Source organism: Streptomyces sp. NPDC005784 (assembly GCF_042871525.1).
In the GTDB taxonomy this organism is placed as follows: Bacteria; Actinomycetota; Actinomycetes; order Streptomycetales; family Streptomycetaceae; genus Streptomyces.
Genome location: NZ_JBIAIQ010000001.1, coordinates 631,877 through 646,465, shown reverse-complemented (window position 1 = coordinate 646,465; position 14,589 = coordinate 631,877). Strand labels below are relative to the sequence as shown.

Sequence of the window (14,589 nt, the reverse complement as noted above, 5' to 3'; positions counted from 1 at the left end):
GGCTCCGCGCCCGGCTCCGCGTCGCGCCCGGCTCCGGTTTCGGCTCCGCGCCCGGCTCCGTTTCCGCCGACACCGCGCCCGACTTCGGTTCCGCCTCCGCGCCCTGGCTCCGGCCCCGTTTCCGCCGACACCGCGCCCGCCGCGGAGACCGCGCCGCGCGGGCACGGCCGGGACTGCGCGGCGCGTGCGGCACCTCGGTCAGGACTGCGGGCGGCACCTCCGGTCAGGACTGGGTGTCCGCGGCTTTCATGGAGCTGACGGCGTCCGCGATCGTGGTGCGGTACAGGCCCAGCTTCGGCTTCAGCACGAGCGCGCCCGAGCCGAGCGGGAAGTTGTGCGTGTCGGCGTTGGGCATGTGGTCGCCGTCGGCCAGGACGTTCAGCTCGTCGATGCCGGAGACGGTGCCCGTGGTCGCCCCACTCGGGTCGAGGTCGATGACGGCGTAGGCGGTCTGCCCGGCGTACACCGGGTAGGCGGGGGCCCCGCCGAGCCCGCTCGGGATCAGCGGCTTCACGATCTTGCCGCCCTGCGCGCTCGCCTGGTCGAGGTAGACCCCCGGGAAGTAGCTCAGCCCGCAGGAGCTCGCGCCGTTGTTGCGTACGGCGATCACGCGCCGGCTGGACGCGCCGTCCCTGGTGGTCATGTTCACCGAGACCTGCCCGCCCGAGCAGGGGTGCTTGTAGGCGTAGCTGTCGCTGGTCGCGTTGCCACCGCCGCCGCCCTTGGCGGTTCCGGAGCCCGAGCCCGACTTCGAGCCCGAGCCGGAACCCGAGCCGGTCGAGCTCTTCGAAGTGGACGAACCGCCCGTGGTGCCGGTCGTGCTGTTGGCGTTCACCGCGGATGCCGTCGGAGAGGCGCCCTGCGCGGTGCCGCCGGTCTCCGGGCCCGAGGCCTTCGTACCGGATCCGTCGGACCCGCAGGCGGTGAGGCCCACGGCGAGCAGGGCCGTGGATGTGGCGGCGAGAAGCATGGCGCGGTTACGGATGGTGCTCACTATGGATCCCCCGAAGGTGTGCGGCGAACGCCGGGTCATGTGGCGCGCCGTCCCTGAACTGCTGACATGCATCAGTCTTGGGTCCGCCGCTCACGTCATGCTGACGTTGCGCTGCCGTCCCGCTGACGTCCGCGTCGTGACCGTGCGCACACGGCTGTCAGCAGGCGTCGGCGATCGGGTGCGACGCCTGCGCGCACCGCTGCCGGTTCGGAGAGGGGGAGCGGGGCCCGGTGCGTGCCGGACCCCGCGGCTGCCGCGTGTCCCGCCGACGGCCCTAGGACTGGGCCAGCCAGAGGTCCGGTCCGAACACCTCGTAGTGGATGTCGCCGGCGGGCACGCCCTTCTCCAGGAGCTGGGTCCGTACCGCGCGCATGAAGGGAAGCGGACCGCACAGGTAGGCGTGCGTGCCGGGCCGCACGGTCACTCCGGAGAGGTCGACCAGACCGGTCCGCTCGGCGGGGTGGCCCGGCTCGGGCCGCTCGTACCAGAAATGGGTCTCCGCGTCGGCGAGCTTGCCCGCGAACGCCTCGTGGTCGGCGCGCAGCGCGTGCTCGGCGGGGGAGCGGTCGGCGTGCACCACCGTGACGGGAGCCTTGTGGCCGTTGATCGCCAGCTGCTCCAGCATGGCGATCATCGGGGTGACGCCGATGCCCGCGGAGGCGAGGACGAGGGGGGCGTCCGCGTCGTCGAGGACCAGGTCGCCGTACGGCGCGGAGACCTCGAGGACGCTGCCCTCGCGGACGTGCGTGTGCAGATGGTTGGAGACCTCGCCCTCGGGGCTCGTCACGCCGGCGTTCTCGTCCGCGCGCACCCGCTTGACGCTGATCTGGCGTACCGGGGAACCGGGCGCGCTGGAGAGGCTGTACTGACGTATCTGGCGGGCGCCGTCCGGGAGTTCGACGCCGACGGAGACGTACTGGCCCGCACGGAAGTCCGGCAGGGCTCTGCCGTCGGCCGGGCGGATCCGGAAGGTGGCGACGTCGGCGGTCTCCTCGACGCGCTCGGTGACCACCCAGGGGTGCAGGGCGCCGTCGTCCGCGTTCTCGTCGTACAGGCGCTTCTCGATGGCGATCAGGGCGTTCGCCATGAGCCAGTAGACCTCGTCCCAGGCGGCGGCGACCTCCGCGGTGACCGCGTCGCCGAGAACCTCGACGATCGCGGCGAAGAGGTGCTCGTGCACGACCTTGTACTGCTCGGGCGCGACGCCCAGGGAGGCGTGCTTGTGGGCGATGCGGCTCAGCATCGCGTCGGGCCGCTCGTCGGGGTGCTCGACCAGATGGGTGGCGAAGGCGGCGATGGACCCCGCCAGGGCCTGACGCTGGGTGCCGGCGGCCTGGTTGCCGCGGTTGAACAGGTCGCGGAGCAGCTCGGGGTGGGCGGTGAACAGTCCGGCGTAGAAACGCTCGGTGATCTCACCGATGGCGGCGCCGACGACGGGGAGGGTCGCGCGCACGGTGGAGGCGGATTGTTCGGACAGCATCAGGACTCCTCAAAGCCAGGGCGGGAACGGTGGGTTGCGCCCCTATCTGCCCCGCACACTAATAAAACTTGCATCTGAGATGCAAATTAAAGCTCGTGGGGCGAGAGAGTGCCGGTCGGCTCTTACGGGTGCGCGTGTGAGCAGGCAGTATGTGCGGCAGAGCAGGACACCTGCCGTACGCGAGGCGTTCAGACCGAGGTCGCCCGGCCGATCATGGTCCGCAACGCGCATGAAATGGTGTTGTGGTGGGATGCTCAGGTGCGCCGATCGTCTTCGAGGCGTGGGAGCAGGCGGCCTGACCAGCAAGGATGGGTGGAAGCGGAAGATGGACAAGCAGCAGGAGTTCGTGCTCCGGACGCTGGAGGAGCGTGACATCCGGTTCGTACGTCTGTGGTTCACGGACGTACTCGGCTTCCTCAAGTCGGTGGCAGTGGCCCCGGCAGAGCTGGAACAGGCCTTCGACGAGGGCATCGGCTTCGACGGCTCGGCCATCGAGGGCTTCGCCCGCGTGTACGAGTCGGACATGATCGCCAAGCCGGACCCGTCCACCTTCCAGGTGCTGCCCTGGCGCGCCGAGGCCCCCGGTACGGCCCGGATGTTCTGCGACATCCTCATGCCGGACGGCTCCCCGTCCTTCGCGGACCCGCGCTATGTCCTCAAGCGCGCCCTCGCCAGGACCTCGGACCTGGGCTTCACCTTCTACACCCACCCCGAGATCGAGTTCTTCCTGCTGAAGGACCGTCCGCTGGACGGCTCGCGGCCCACCCCCGCCGACAACTCCGGCTACTTCGACCACACCCCGCAGAACGTCGGCCAGGACTTCCGGCGCCAGGCCATCACGATGCTGGAGTCGATGGGCATCTCGGTCGAGTTCAGCCACCACGAGGGCGCCCCCGGCCAGCAGGAGATCGACCTGCGCTACGCCGACGCGCTCTCCACGGCCGACAACATCATGACCTTCCGGCTGATCATGAAGCAGGTCGCGCTGGAGCAGGGTGTCCACGCCACCTTCATGCCGAAGCCGTTCTCGGAGTACCCGGGCAGCGGTATGCACACGCACCTCTCCCTCTTCGAGGGCGACCGCAACGCGTTCTACGAGTCCGGCTCGGAGTACCAGCTCTCCAAGGTCGGCCGCTCCTTCATCGCCGGCCTGCTGAAGCACGCTGCGGAGATCTCCGCCGTCACCAACCAGTGGGTCAACTCCTACAAGCGCATCTGGGGCGGCTCGGAGCGCACCGCGGGCGCCGGCGGCGAGGCCCCCTCGTACATCTGCTGGGGCCACAACAACCGCTCGGCCCTCGTCCGCGTGCCGATGTACAAGCCCGGCAAGACCGGCTCGGCGCGGGTCGAGGTCCGCTCGATCGACTCGGGCGCGAACCCGTACCTCGCGTACGCGCTGCTCCTGGCCGCCGGCCTGAAGGGCATCGAGGAGGGTTACGAGCTCCCGCCGGGCGCCGACGACGACGTCTGGGCCCTCTCCGACGCCGAGCGCCGGGCCATGGGCATCGAGCCCCTCCCGCAGAACCTCGGCGAGGCGCTGGCCCTCATGCAGCGCAGCGAACTCGTCGCCGAGACCCTCGGCGAGCACGTCTTCGACTTCTTCCTGCGCAACAAGAAGGCGGAGTGGGAGGAGTACCGCTCCGAGGTCACCGCCTTCGAGCTGCGGAAGAGTCTGCCGGTGCTGTAAGCGCAGGTCAGCGGCACTTTTCGTGACGCAGTACGCGGGGCCCTCGGTCGATGACCGAGGGCCCCGCGGCTGTCCTCACTGCCCCTGGGCCGTCTGTGGGCCGTCCGCCCCGGAAACGGTGCCGTCGTACAGGCTGTCTACAGCCCGCCGGGCGCGGCCTTCGCTGCTCGGCAGCAGGTGCGTGTAGACCCGGAGCGTGAAGCCAGGGTCCGTGTGCCCCAGGTAGGTACTCAACGCCTTAACGTTCTCGCCGGCGTCCAGGAGCACGGACGCGTAGAAGTGCCTCAGCGCGTGCATCCCGTGCTCTCGTGCCGCCTGGAAGCGGTCACCTGGTTCGGGGGCGGGGATGACGCCGGCGGCGACGAGCGCGGGCTTCCAGTAGCGGACGTTGAAGTCCGTGCGCCTGACAGCGCCGTTCCCGTCGGTGCGCAGGAACAGCAGACGCTTCGTCATGGGGTCACCGTCCGGACGAAGCCACGGCAGGGTGACCTCCACCGGCGGATGTGCGTCCATGTGGGCCTTGAGCGTGTGAGCAACCCGGTTCGGTAGCGGTACGTCCCGCTCCTTGTCGCGCTTGGGCGGGGCGAAGACGAGCTTTCCACTGGCGACCTTGACCTGGTAGCCGATGTGCAGCCAGCCGGTGTCAAAGCGGATTTCGTCCGCGGGGAGCCCGAAGATTTCCCCCTGGCGCAGGCCGCAGCCGGCGCCGAGGTCGACCGCTGCCCGATATCGCCATGGCAGAGCCGCACGCACGGCGAACGTACGCTCCGCTGTCCACGGAGCCACCCGGCGCTGGTTAGGGGCCGGAGCACGCACCGTGCTGGCTTTGCACGGGTTCCGGTGCAGGTGGTCGTCGTCCACTGCTGCGGTGAAGACGGCCGAAACGCTCGCGTAGATGACGCGGCGGTACGAGGACGCGGGTACGGCGCGCTCCAACTCGCTCAGCCAATCGCGGATGTGCTCGGGCTTGAACGAACCGAGGGGGCGCGATCCCATGTAGGGAATGGCGTGGCGGCGGAGCTGCACGTCTACGGACTCACGTGTGGTCATTTCCGTGGTCTGAGCCGCAAGCCACCTCTCGGCGTACTGCCGGAAGGTGGTCCGGCCAGCGTTCGGGTCGATGTACCGGCCGCTGTCCATGTCGGCTTCGATCTTCGTCAACCACTTCTCGGCGAGACGCTTCTGCCCGTCGAGGAAGCTCTTCGACTTCTCGGTTCCGTCGGGGCCGATGTATCGGGCGCGGTAGCGGAGGCCGGACCCGTGGCGTTCACTCTTCACACGGACGGTCCTGCCCGCGGCGTTGGTCGCGGTCTTGAACCAGCGGTCTTGGATGTGTCCTGCCATGCGACGGCGTTCCCTTCTGGGCATGGGGAAGGGAGGGCCACGGTGTGGCCCTCCCTGGTGAAGCGATGTGGTGTCAGGCGGCGGCCTGGTCGGCGGTTTTGCGTTCGGTGACGTAGGCGCGGACGTCGGCGGGGTCGTATCGGAGGTGCTTGCCGATGCGGAATCCGGGCGGTCCGGTGCGCTTCTTGCGCCACTGGTAGACGGTCTCCAAGGGCACGCCGAAGATCACGGCGATGTCCTCGGGCTCGAGGTACCGGTCCGGAAGGCCACCCCGGAGGATGGCGCGGGGATCAGTCTCCGAAGGGAGGGGGAGCGGGCTCACAGACGTCCTCCACAGTTGGAATCACATTGCTCTGAGTCGCGACTCATCGCGACTCAGACCGGGTTGGTGGGTCCCTGAGTCGCGATGAGTCACGACTCAGGCAGATGTGGTTCGCGCTGATTGAGCGTGATCCCGCTGTAGATGGCCACCTGTTGCCCGTAGGCGTCGCGGGGGCGTGTGCGGTTGAGTTGGGGGATCACGGAGAGCAGGTTGCGGCCGAACACCTGCTTGGTTCCGGGGCGGACGCCGTTGTCCTCGGCCCACTCGCGCCAGATCGTCCACAGCGTGTCTACGGGCACGCTGCAGGTGGGTCCGGTGGTGCAGCGTTCGCGGACGAACGCGCTGGTGGGTGAGGCGGTGTCCTGCATGGTGGTGACCGCTTCGCGGCTGGACTTGGGTTCGGTGATCCGGCCCGTTCGCTGGAGGCGGGCGAGGCCTTCCAGTGCCCAGTTGAGGATGCCGGGCATCTCCGCGACGAGCTTGTCCATGAGGGTCGGGTCTTCCTTGCCCAGCCACGAGACCGTCATGTTGAGCAGCACGAACCGTTTGGCGATGACCCCGGAGGAGTCGCCGAACTGCGGGAGTTCGTTGGACAGGATCATCAGCCGGGTGGGCAGCTTGCCGGTCCATACGGCGCGGTACTTGCGATCGACGTCGATCGTGTCCTCGCCGGAGATCGTCAGGAGTCGTTCCACGACCTGGCTGTTGTCGTTGCCGGACAGCCGGGCGTCCGAGATGACCGCGAGGGGCTTGCCGACGAGCGTGGACAGGCCGAAGTTCGTGCCGAGTCCGGCGAGGGTGGGCCCGGCAAGGTTCTCCTTGCCGACCAGTTCTTTGAGGACGCGGGCGATGGTGCCCTTGCCGGAACGGGTGGGGCCGACCATGAGCAGGATCTTCTGCTGGTCGGTGCGGCCGGACAGGACGTAGCCGAACCATTCCTGTACGGCGTGGATGGCGTCGGGGTCGTGGGGCCAGAGCTGTGCCAGGAAGTGTTCCCACGTCGGTGCGACGGCGGTGGGGTCATAGGTGAAGGGGACGGAGACGAGGTTGAAGAATCCGGGGCTGTGCGGCAGCAGTGCGCGGTCGCGGATGCGCAGCAGACCGTTCTCACACGCCACGATCGGCCCGTCGCCCTGCTCGCTCGCGCCTGCGCCGTCGAGCCATGCGGGGGCGTCGAGGTCGGTGGGCAGCAGGGTGATGGATCCGAGGGCGTCGAGCAGGTTGCTGATCTTCGGTTTCGTTGGTGCCCACGGATGCGGTTCCGGCTCGCCCTTCTTGCTGAGCCCGATGTAGAGGGCGTACTCAAGGCGCTCGTACATGGCTTTGCGGATCTGGGCTTCGTCGATCTCGCGCCAGGAGGCGCCGTTCCAGCACATCCAGGACGCGCGCCAGCGCCGGTAGACGAGTTGTCCGTCCTCGGTCTGCCAGTCGGGCAGCAGGCGGCGGCCAACGGCCATGGGGTGGGAGGGCGGTGGCAGTTCCTCGGTCTGGGGGTCGGCGTCCGGGTGGTTCGTCATGCGGCCGTCCTCCCTTCCTGGGGAGTGTGGAGCGGGCATTCCTCGCGGTGGCCGGTGTGCTCGGCGACCAGGGCCAGGACGCGAGATCTGCCGACCGCGCTGCGGTCCCTGCCGCACAGGCACTTCGAGGTGGCGGTCGGGATGGCGTCGCGCGGCGTGCAGATGGTGAGCCACGCGACGGGGAAGCGGCCGTTGCCCGGTTGCGGGTCAGGGCGAACGGCAGTGAGGACGCCTTCGGCGACGTCCTTCGGTTCGCCCATGGCCGTCGGGGGCGGCGCGGGTTCGGCGGGGCGGGGTGGGTTGGGGGTGGGTGTGGTGCTTTTACCTGGGGGGCGGGGTTGGGGGGCGCTCATGCCGTCTCCCGGGGCCAGGCGGTGCGGATGGAGTAGTCCAGGGCCTTGCGGATGGTGGCGCGGCACTCGGCCGGCGACAGTCCCGCGGACTCGCCCCCGCAGGTAAAAGCCGCTTCCACGGTGGTGCGGTCGAGATCGCCCCAGGCCACGAACCGGCCCACCGCCCGTACGGCGCGCAGGAGTTCGGCCTGGCGTCCGCCCTCGGCGGTGGTGGCCACGGCCGCTACTTCGCGTTGCAGGACTGCGGTCGCGTACCGGCTGGTGTCGCGGGTGAGCATGGGCAGCACCGGGGCCGTGACGCGCCGTCGAGGGGCTGTCAGGGCTTTTTGGAGCCATGCGGGCAGGTCTGTCACGGGTGAGTCGTCCAGGAGCGTGTACGGGCCGTGTGATGTCTGGCTGCCGGGGGCGACGACCTGTCCGCCCCAGGCGCGGGTGTCGACCTTGGGGATGAGCGTCCCGGTGGTGTTGGTGAAGCGGACACCGGACGGGGCGGTGAAGTACAGGTGCTCTCCGCCGCTGGGGGTCCGGATGCGGCGGGTGGCGGGCAGGGCCTGCCCGGCGCGCTCGCAGAGCGCACGGAAGTTCGCCGCGCCGTCAGGCGTGCCCGCTTTGTCTTTGGGCTTGAGGGTGTCGAGGTCGACGACCAGCAGGCCGGCGGGTCCGGTGGCGATGCCGACGTTGAACGGGCCTGTGGCCCAGCAGCGTTCGATGCGGGCGGGGTCGGTGGTGGCGCGTTGCTCGAACGTGCGGTGTCCCTCGGCACAGTCGCCGGTACGCGGGCAGCGGCGTTCGCCGTGCAGGGCGGGGACCTTGCCGCGCGGGTGCAGGGGGATGACGGGCCAGCCGCGCGCGGCGGCGTTCAGCGCCGCGCGCAGCAGCGCGGATCGGGCGTCATGGGTCATGCTGGATGCCTCCAACAGGTCTGTTGCGGACTGGTTGGCAAGGGCGGCCCCGGATTCTTTGGCGAGAGGCGGGGGCCGCCCTTGGCGTAGCTAGTGGCGGGTGGTGCTGGGCTCGTTCTCGATCAGTTCGGCGAGACGGTTGTGGCGGTGGGCGGAGATCGCGTTGAGCAGGGCGGCGGGGTTGTCGTCGAATTCGTGCAGGGCGACCATGGCGGCGAGGATCACGTCGCACAGTTCGGTGGCGACGTCGCCGGGGCTGTGGGTGAAGCCCTTGCGAGGGTTCTGGCCCTGCATGCCGATGTACGCCTGGGCGACTTCTCCGGCCTCTTCGGTGACCTTGAGCAGGCGCATGCCGATCTCGTGTGCGTTGGTGCCGTTGGTGGCGTCCAGCCACGCGACCACCGTGCGCACGTGGGTCCACGGCATGGCGCTGGAGGCGGTGTCGGGCTGGTGCTCGGCCCTGGCGTAGAGGCGGTTCCGGTCGCCGTCTCGGGTGGGGTAGACACTCACGGTGCCGGTGGTGAAGGTGCGGTCCAGCGCGGCGACGACGGGGTCGGTGTCGGCTGCGTCGCAGATGACGCGGATCTCGAACACGGGTTTCCTCTCTGGGGGTTCAGCCGTGGAAATGGCTGCGCTTGATCACTGCTTTGCGGACGTTGACCGTGCTGCCCTTGGCGCCGCTGATGGCGCGGGCCGGGGCGCGCAGGGCGAGGACGATGACGGCGACCCAGACGAGGGCTCCGCCGCTGATTCCGGCGGCAGCGCTGATGACCTCGCCCACGCCGTAGCCGATGCCGGCCGCGAGGGCGCCGCCTCCGATGCCGGCGCCCATGAAGCGCTGGGCGACGGGGTCCAGGAGCGGGAGCGGGGTGAGGTCGCGCGGCTCGGGGGCGAGGACCGGGGCGGGTGCGAGGTGCTTAGGCATGGGGACCATGCGCCCGTACGCGTCGGGCACCCACACCACGGGCTGACGCTCGCCGTACGGGTCCAGCGCCATCGAGGGGCCCGGGTCGTAGGAGGTGAGCGGCTGAAGTTGATGAACGGTTACGGCCCGTTCTGCGGGCAGGTATCCGGGGTGTTCGGGGTACATGCGGAATCCCTTCCGGTGCACGGTTGGGGAGGCGGGGGCACACCCTTGGATGTGGGCTGTGGAGGGGGTTTCGGGGTCTGGCCTGCGGGTCCTCCCCGCCTCCCCGAAACGGTGTTTTCGCTGATCAATGTGGGGGAGGGGTCCGGGGAGGGGGTTGGGGAGTTCTCCCCGCCTCCCCGGGCCGGGAGGGTGCGCCTCCCCGCTAGTTGGAGGCGGAAGCGGAACCGTCGGTGTCGCGGTCGGCGAGGGCGCGGGCGACGTCGTCGCGGCGGACGACCATGCGGCCGTGCGATTTGTACGGCTCGACCCCGGCGGCCTCCAGCACGCGCTTGAGGTCGATGAACGACCAGTCGCCGTAGGCGTCCTCGTCGAAGATCGCGAGCCGCTTGAGGATGTTCTGGGTGTGCGAGCGTTCCGCGTCCCCGAGGACGGTGAAGATGTCCGCGAGCGGGTCGCGGTCCTCGCCGCGCTCGATGGCGCGCAGGGTGGTGACCCCGTCCCGCAGGGCGCGGGCCCGGTCGGCGATCTCGACGGCGGGTTCGTCGTCGATGAAGTGGGTGCGGACCGTGATGGACGACTGCCCCTTGGGCATGTCGATGCCGTCGGAGGCCACCACGAGCGTTCCCTTGTCCAGCCCCTGACGCAGCAGGTGCGGGGCGGCGCCGTCCTCGACCGCCTTGTCCCCGAGCGCCATCTTGGCCTGCGACTCGGAGCCCAGCACGAGGGACGCTCGGGTGTGGGCGCCCTCGCGGACCAGCTTGGGCAGGTTCTGATCGGTCGGGTCCTGGGTGCCCTGCCACAGCAGTACGTCGACTGCCCGGCCCTGGTTGTGGATGGTGCGGGTGCCCATGAAGTACCGGGAGGTGGCCTTGGACCCGCCGTAGGGACGCCGCTGGTCGTCGACCGCGGGGCACATGAACGACTTCTGTGCTTCGTCCACGATGACGATCAGGGGCCTGAACTTCACGTTCGGGTTGGCGAGACGCTCCTCGATCCGGCGGTTCATCTCGCGCACCGCGTCCTCGACCATCTCGGTCGCCTGGATCACATGGCCATCGGACGGGCCCTCGATCAGCACGTCGGCGATGCCGTTGAACATCGACCAGTCGCCCACGCCCTTGAGGTCGGCGATCCAGAACTGGACCGACCGATCCAGCGCCAGCCACAGCACCAGCGCACGCAGCGCGGCGGTCTTACCTTGGTTCGAGCGACCGGTGATCAGGAGGTGGCGCTGATAGAGACTCAGCTCCGCCGCGTCACCGCGCAGATCCTGACCCCAGGGGGCCTTCCCGGTCTTGTAGTTCGCGGTCACCGTGGTGTCCGTGACCAGCGGAGACGGGCCGATCGGCTCGTCGAGCGCTCCGGAGTCCGCGATCCACAGGCGGACGGTGCGGGCCGCTTCCGGGATGGTGATGAACACCTCGTGTTCGTGCCGGGTCAGGTTCTCCGCGAGCTTGCGCCGGCGGTTCTGTACCTCGTTGGTCGCCACTCCGGAGGGGAGGGTGACGTCGACTTCCACGCCGCATCCGGCGATCCGGATCGGACCGAGCATGCTCGCGCCGGCGTCGCCCATGTCCTTGATTGCGTTGCGGAGCGCGGGCACGCCGAGGTCGCGCAGTGCCTTGACGACGATTGAGGGGGTGATGGGCTCGCCCTCGCTGTTGCGGACGTTGTCGGGCAGGGCCCATGCGGGTGCGGCGTGCTGCTTGCTGCCCACGGCCCATAAGGCGAGCAGGGCCAGGAACGGGCCGATCGCGAGGGCCGGCCCCCACACCACCTGAACGATGGTGATCAGCAGGTTGATGAACTCGACCGTGGCCATCAACGGCGTGACGACGTGCGTGACGTCCTTCGTCGCAATCGCCATCACGATGCCGAGGGCGATCAGCGATCCGATGCCCATGCCGGCGCCGACCGCGACGCCCTTGGCGGCGTCTACGGGTGAGTGGAGCAGGTCCATGCGGCGGCGGTGGCGGGCCTCGCGGAAGTGCTGCCCGCGCTCCTCCCACTCCGAGGCCATCTCATGGTTCCCGGCGGCTTCGGCCGCGCGGAACATCCGCTCGTAGCGGGAGGCGGTCCGTCCGTCCCACGTCCGCTTCGCCGCGATCCGCGCGCCGCCGGCGACGTACAGCGTGTGTCGGGCGACGGCGCGGGCCGTGGTCCTGGTGGTCTCGTGCGTGACGACGTGCGTGACGGCACGTCCGGAGCGGACCCACAGCGGCACGGGTGCGGTGGGTGCCGGGTCGGGGACCACGGTCAGCGTGGTCACGGTGCCGCCGGGTTCGGTCGGCGGTTCGGTGTTCTTGTGCAGGTGAACGGTGTTGTCGCTCATGGTTGGAGACACTCCTGACTGCCCCGTGTCCGGGGTGAAAGCGAAAGGGGAGAGGGACCCCCGCCCGGCGGTGGCGCTGGCGGGGGTTGCGCTGGTCAGTGGTGGCGGGCGCGGTACTCGGCGTGGCTGAGCTGGGACGGGCCGGTGCGCGGGCCGTCGAGCCAGCAGAAGGGGCGGATGCTGTCGGCGGCGGTGAAGGTGCGCAGGGCGGCGCCGTCCGGGGCGTCGGGCAGGGCGTAGATGCGACCGCCGTCCAGGGAGGCGAGCAGTCGGGCGCCGTGGTGCTCGCACCCGTTGGCCCCGGCGCCCTCGATGTCGAGCACGGTCACCGCGACCGGTCCGGCGCAGGGGGTGGGGTCTTCGGGGTGAGCGGCGGGACAACGAGACTTGGCCGGCGCCACGCTCACCACCAGCCGGAGGACTTCTTGGCGGCCTTGGCGCGGGCGGCTTCGGTGACGATGCGCTGCCGCTCGATCTGCAACGCGGTCATCTCCGCGATCAGCCGGGTCTCGGCGGAGGTGGAGACGGAGTCGATCCGGGTCTCCGCGCGGCTGGTGCTCTTGCCGCGCATGACCCGATAGGAGCCGCCGGCGAGGGCGGCGAGCATCGCGCGTCGCTCGGAGCTGGTGAGCGGCCACAGTTCGCCGCGGCGGACGGCGTCGAGCTTGCGGTTCGTCTCGCGGATCGCGCGGTCCAGGCGGCGGGTGTCGGGCTTGGACATGGTCAGTCCCTTCGTCCGGCGTGTGGGGCGAGGATGAGGTGGATGTCGGCGAGCCGGCCGGTGCTGCCCTGCGAGCCGAGCCAGGCGGCGACTTCGCGGGTGACGTGGTCCCAGCAGAAGGAGACAGGGACGGTGACGGTGCCGTGGGCGAACGCGCGGCCCTCGCCGGGCACGCTCACCCACGCGTGCCACGCATACGTGAGCATCGGAGCAGCGTTGGTGCTGGTCACAGGAGAACTCCAGGGTGGGTGTGGAGAGTTCAGGCGGTGCGCTGGTCGGCGGGGTAGGCGCACAGCACGCACATGCCAAGCGAGCGGGGCATGCAGTAGCCGTAGGTGATCCGGCAGTTGGGGCAGGTGCGGCGGGCGAGCATCGCCAGCGCGAGCGCGCCCCACTTCCGCGACGTCATCGGCCGCACCGGGAGGGCCAGGTCGAGGCGGTACAGGTAGGCGACCCGCACCCCGCCCGCACGCCGGTTGACCCGCATCGTCTGCGCGGCGATCGGCTGGCCCCCGGGGCGCAGGCCCTGCGCCCGTAACTGCCGACGGGTGGCGAGCCCATCGGGGGCGAGGCGCCAGGGGTAGGTGGGCACGCCGTAGCGGGTGCCGGTCGGGTCGAAGCAGTCGGCCCACGCGGCCGACATCAGGCGACCCGCTTCCACGCCGCGCGGAGGCGGACCTCGGAGGCGGAGTGGCCGGCGGTGCGGAACCGTACGGCCATCTCCCGGTAGGACAGGGCCGGCGTCTCGCTGTGCCGGATCTCGTCGACCAGCGCGTCAAGCTCCGAGTCGGTGAGGGCGGGCGCCAGCGTGAACGCGGCTACGGGGTCGGTGGGTCCCCAGACGGGCAGTTGCCACCGGGGTGTGACGTCGGGTGTGACGCGGTGCGTCACGCTGCTCAGCGCCCGTCCGGTGTCCTCGCCCTCCCGCGCCGCTTCCAGCGTCGACCAGGCCCGGGAGAGGGTCTGTGCGGTCCTGGCCTGGACGCGGGCGACGCGGGCACCGGCCTGCGTCACGGCCGTCAGCCGGGTCTCCTCCGTGACCGCTTCGGCCCGCAGTCGGGCGCGGGCCACGGCCGCCTCGTCGCGGGCTTCCTGCTGGATGCCTCGGATCACTCCGAGGGCGTTGGGTGTGAGCGCGGTGGCCTCCCACAGCCCGTGCACCAGCCACAGTGCCTTGGCCGCGATCGGCAGCCACGCGACGGCCAGCCACGCGCCGGGGGATGCTTCGGCGGTGAGCGCGTGGGCTACGAGGACGCCGGCCGCGATGAGTCCGAAGGACCAGCCGACGCCGGTGACGGCGCGGTTGTGGTCACCCTGCGCGGCGAGGCGGCGTTCGTAGGCGAGGGTGGCCAGCCACCCGCCGTCGATCCCGAGACCGACGACGAGCGCGACGGGCCACGGCATCGCCTCACCGAGCCACATCATGACCACAGCCAGGGTGAGGACCATGGACACCGCCGTCATCGCCACGGCGGGCAGAACGGTCTTGGCCTTCACGCCGCACCGCCCGCCGTGCCGGTGGTGGCGGTGCGGTTGGCCAGGTCGCGGCGGGCGGCCAGCACCCGGCGGTGGGCCCGGCGGATACGCCGCGCGTCCAGCTCCGTCGGGGTGCGGTCAAGGGTGATGATCTGCGCGTCCAACAGGTCGATCTCCGCAGTGATGACGGGCATCTCCCGCTCGATCGCGTCCAGCTCCGCGTCCGTCGGCTCCATGAAGTCGGCGAATGCGGTAACAGCTTCCTGAACAGTGACGATGGGGTTCATTGGGTCGTGTTCTCCCTGCAAGGTGTACGGCCCGAAGCGGTCCCCGGGGGGCCACCCGGGGACCGCGCGCCGTTGTGGATGGTG

Annotated in this window: 17 protein-coding genes; 1 reads left to right on the top strand and 16 read right to left on the bottom strand. The window is 70.3% G+C overall.

The genetic code is table 11. The annotated features are described in order from the left end of the window. Positions 1-223: 223 nt before the first annotated feature. Both ACFYR3_RS02830 and ACFYR3_RS02825 read right to left on the bottom strand, forming a co-directional pair. Positions 224-1,033, bottom strand: a complete 810-nt coding sequence (locus tag ACFYR3_RS02830; RefSeq protein ID WP_389281190.1) for a DUF4232 domain-containing protein — start codon at positions 1,031-1,033, stop codon at positions 224-226. Between the two features lie 235 nt (positions 1,034-1,268). Next, a complete protein-coding gene (locus ACFYR3_RS02825; protein ID WP_389281188.1) occupies positions 1,269-2,474 on the bottom strand; it encodes a globin domain-containing protein in 1,206 nt (401 codons plus the stop codon). Between the two features lie 325 nt (positions 2,475-2,799). Here ACFYR3_RS02825 and glnA point away from each other — a divergent pair, with 325 nt between their 5' ends. Further along, complete coding sequence (glnA, locus tag ACFYR3_RS02820; protein WP_355845173.1) at positions 2,800-4,161, top strand: type I glutamate--ammonia ligase; 1,362 nt, start codon at positions 2,800-2,802, stop codon at positions 4,159-4,161. Positions 4,162-4,236: 75 nt separating this feature from the next. Here glnA and ACFYR3_RS02815 read toward each other — a convergent pair whose 3' ends face one another. From ACFYR3_RS02815 to ACFYR3_RS02750, 14 genes are all read right to left on the bottom strand, one after another. Then, positions 4,237-5,505, bottom strand: a complete 1,269-nt coding sequence (locus ACFYR3_RS02815; protein WP_355845176.1) for a site-specific integrase — start codon at positions 5,503-5,505, stop codon at positions 4,237-4,239. Between the two features lie 73 nt (positions 5,506-5,578). After that, the gene (locus tag ACFYR3_RS02810; protein WP_355845179.1) at positions 5,579-5,827 is read right to left on the bottom strand and encodes a helix-turn-helix domain-containing protein; all 249 of its coding nucleotides are present in this window, start codon (positions 5,825-5,827) and stop codon (positions 5,579-5,581) included. 89 nt (positions 5,828-5,916) lie between these two features. Further along, positions 5,917-7,344, bottom strand: a complete 1,428-nt coding sequence (locus ACFYR3_RS02805) for a phage/plasmid primase, P4 family (RefSeq protein WP_389281185.1) — start codon at positions 7,342-7,344, stop codon at positions 5,917-5,919. After that, positions 7,341-7,697: a hypothetical protein gene (locus ACFYR3_RS02800; RefSeq protein WP_389281183.1), complete on the bottom strand. Its 357-nt coding sequence runs from the start codon at positions 7,695-7,697 to the stop codon at positions 7,341-7,343. The genes ACFYR3_RS02805 and ACFYR3_RS02800 overlap by 4 nt, the downstream gene beginning before the upstream one ends. Continuing rightward, on the bottom strand, positions 7,694-8,599 hold the full coding sequence (locus ACFYR3_RS02795; protein ID WP_389281181.1) for a bifunctional DNA primase/polymerase: 906 nt from the start codon (positions 8,597-8,599) through the stop codon (positions 7,694-7,696). Before ACFYR3_RS02795 ends, ACFYR3_RS02800 begins: the two co-directional genes overlap by 4 nt. A gap of 90 nt (positions 8,600-8,689) precedes the next feature. Next, on the bottom strand, positions 8,690-9,193 hold the full coding sequence (locus ACFYR3_RS02790) for a MazG-like family protein (protein ID WP_355845191.1): 504 nt from the start codon (positions 9,191-9,193) through the stop codon (positions 8,690-8,692). Between the two features lie 19 nt (positions 9,194-9,212). Beyond that, on the bottom strand, positions 9,213-9,689 hold the full coding sequence (locus ACFYR3_RS02785; RefSeq protein ID WP_355845194.1) for a hypothetical protein: 477 nt from the start codon (positions 9,687-9,689) through the stop codon (positions 9,213-9,215). 202 nt (positions 9,690-9,891) lie between these two features. Continuing rightward, the gene (locus tag ACFYR3_RS02780; protein ID WP_355845197.1) at positions 9,892-12,021 is read right to left on the bottom strand and encodes an FtsK/SpoIIIE domain-containing protein; all 2,130 of its coding nucleotides are present in this window, start codon (positions 12,019-12,021) and stop codon (positions 9,892-9,894) included. A gap of 95 nt (positions 12,022-12,116) precedes the next feature. Continuing rightward, the gene (locus ACFYR3_RS02775) at positions 12,117-12,428 is read right to left on the bottom strand and encodes a hypothetical protein (protein WP_389281178.1); all 312 of its coding nucleotides are present in this window, start codon (positions 12,426-12,428) and stop codon (positions 12,117-12,119) included. Continuing rightward, positions 12,425-12,742, bottom strand: coding sequence for a hypothetical protein (locus tag ACFYR3_RS02770; RefSeq protein ID WP_355845203.1), 318 nt, complete (start codon positions 12,740-12,742; stop codon positions 12,425-12,427). Before ACFYR3_RS02770 ends, ACFYR3_RS02775 begins: the two co-directional genes overlap by 4 nt. Before the next feature lie 2 nt (positions 12,743-12,744). Next, the gene (locus ACFYR3_RS02765) at positions 12,745-12,972 is read right to left on the bottom strand and encodes a hypothetical protein (protein ID WP_355845206.1); all 228 of its coding nucleotides are present in this window, start codon (positions 12,970-12,972) and stop codon (positions 12,745-12,747) included. Positions 12,973-13,001: 29 nt separating this feature from the next. Beyond that, complete coding sequence (locus ACFYR3_RS02760) at positions 13,002-13,385, bottom strand: RRQRL motif-containing zinc-binding protein (RefSeq protein WP_355845209.1); 384 nt, start codon at positions 13,383-13,385, stop codon at positions 13,002-13,004. After that, positions 13,385-14,239 carry a protein spdB gene (locus tag ACFYR3_RS02755; RefSeq protein WP_355845212.1) on the bottom strand — a complete coding sequence of 285 codons (855 nt, stop codon included), beginning with the start codon at positions 14,237-14,239 and terminating at the stop codon, positions 13,385-13,387. Before ACFYR3_RS02755 ends, ACFYR3_RS02760 begins: the two co-directional genes overlap by 1 nt. Then, positions 14,236-14,505 (bottom strand): DUF6284 family protein, encoded by a 270-nt coding sequence (locus ACFYR3_RS02750; RefSeq protein ID WP_355845215.1) that lies wholly within the window; start codon positions 14,503-14,505, stop codon positions 14,236-14,238. Before ACFYR3_RS02750 ends, ACFYR3_RS02755 begins: the two co-directional genes overlap by 4 nt. Positions 14,506-14,589 lie beyond the last annotated feature (84 nt).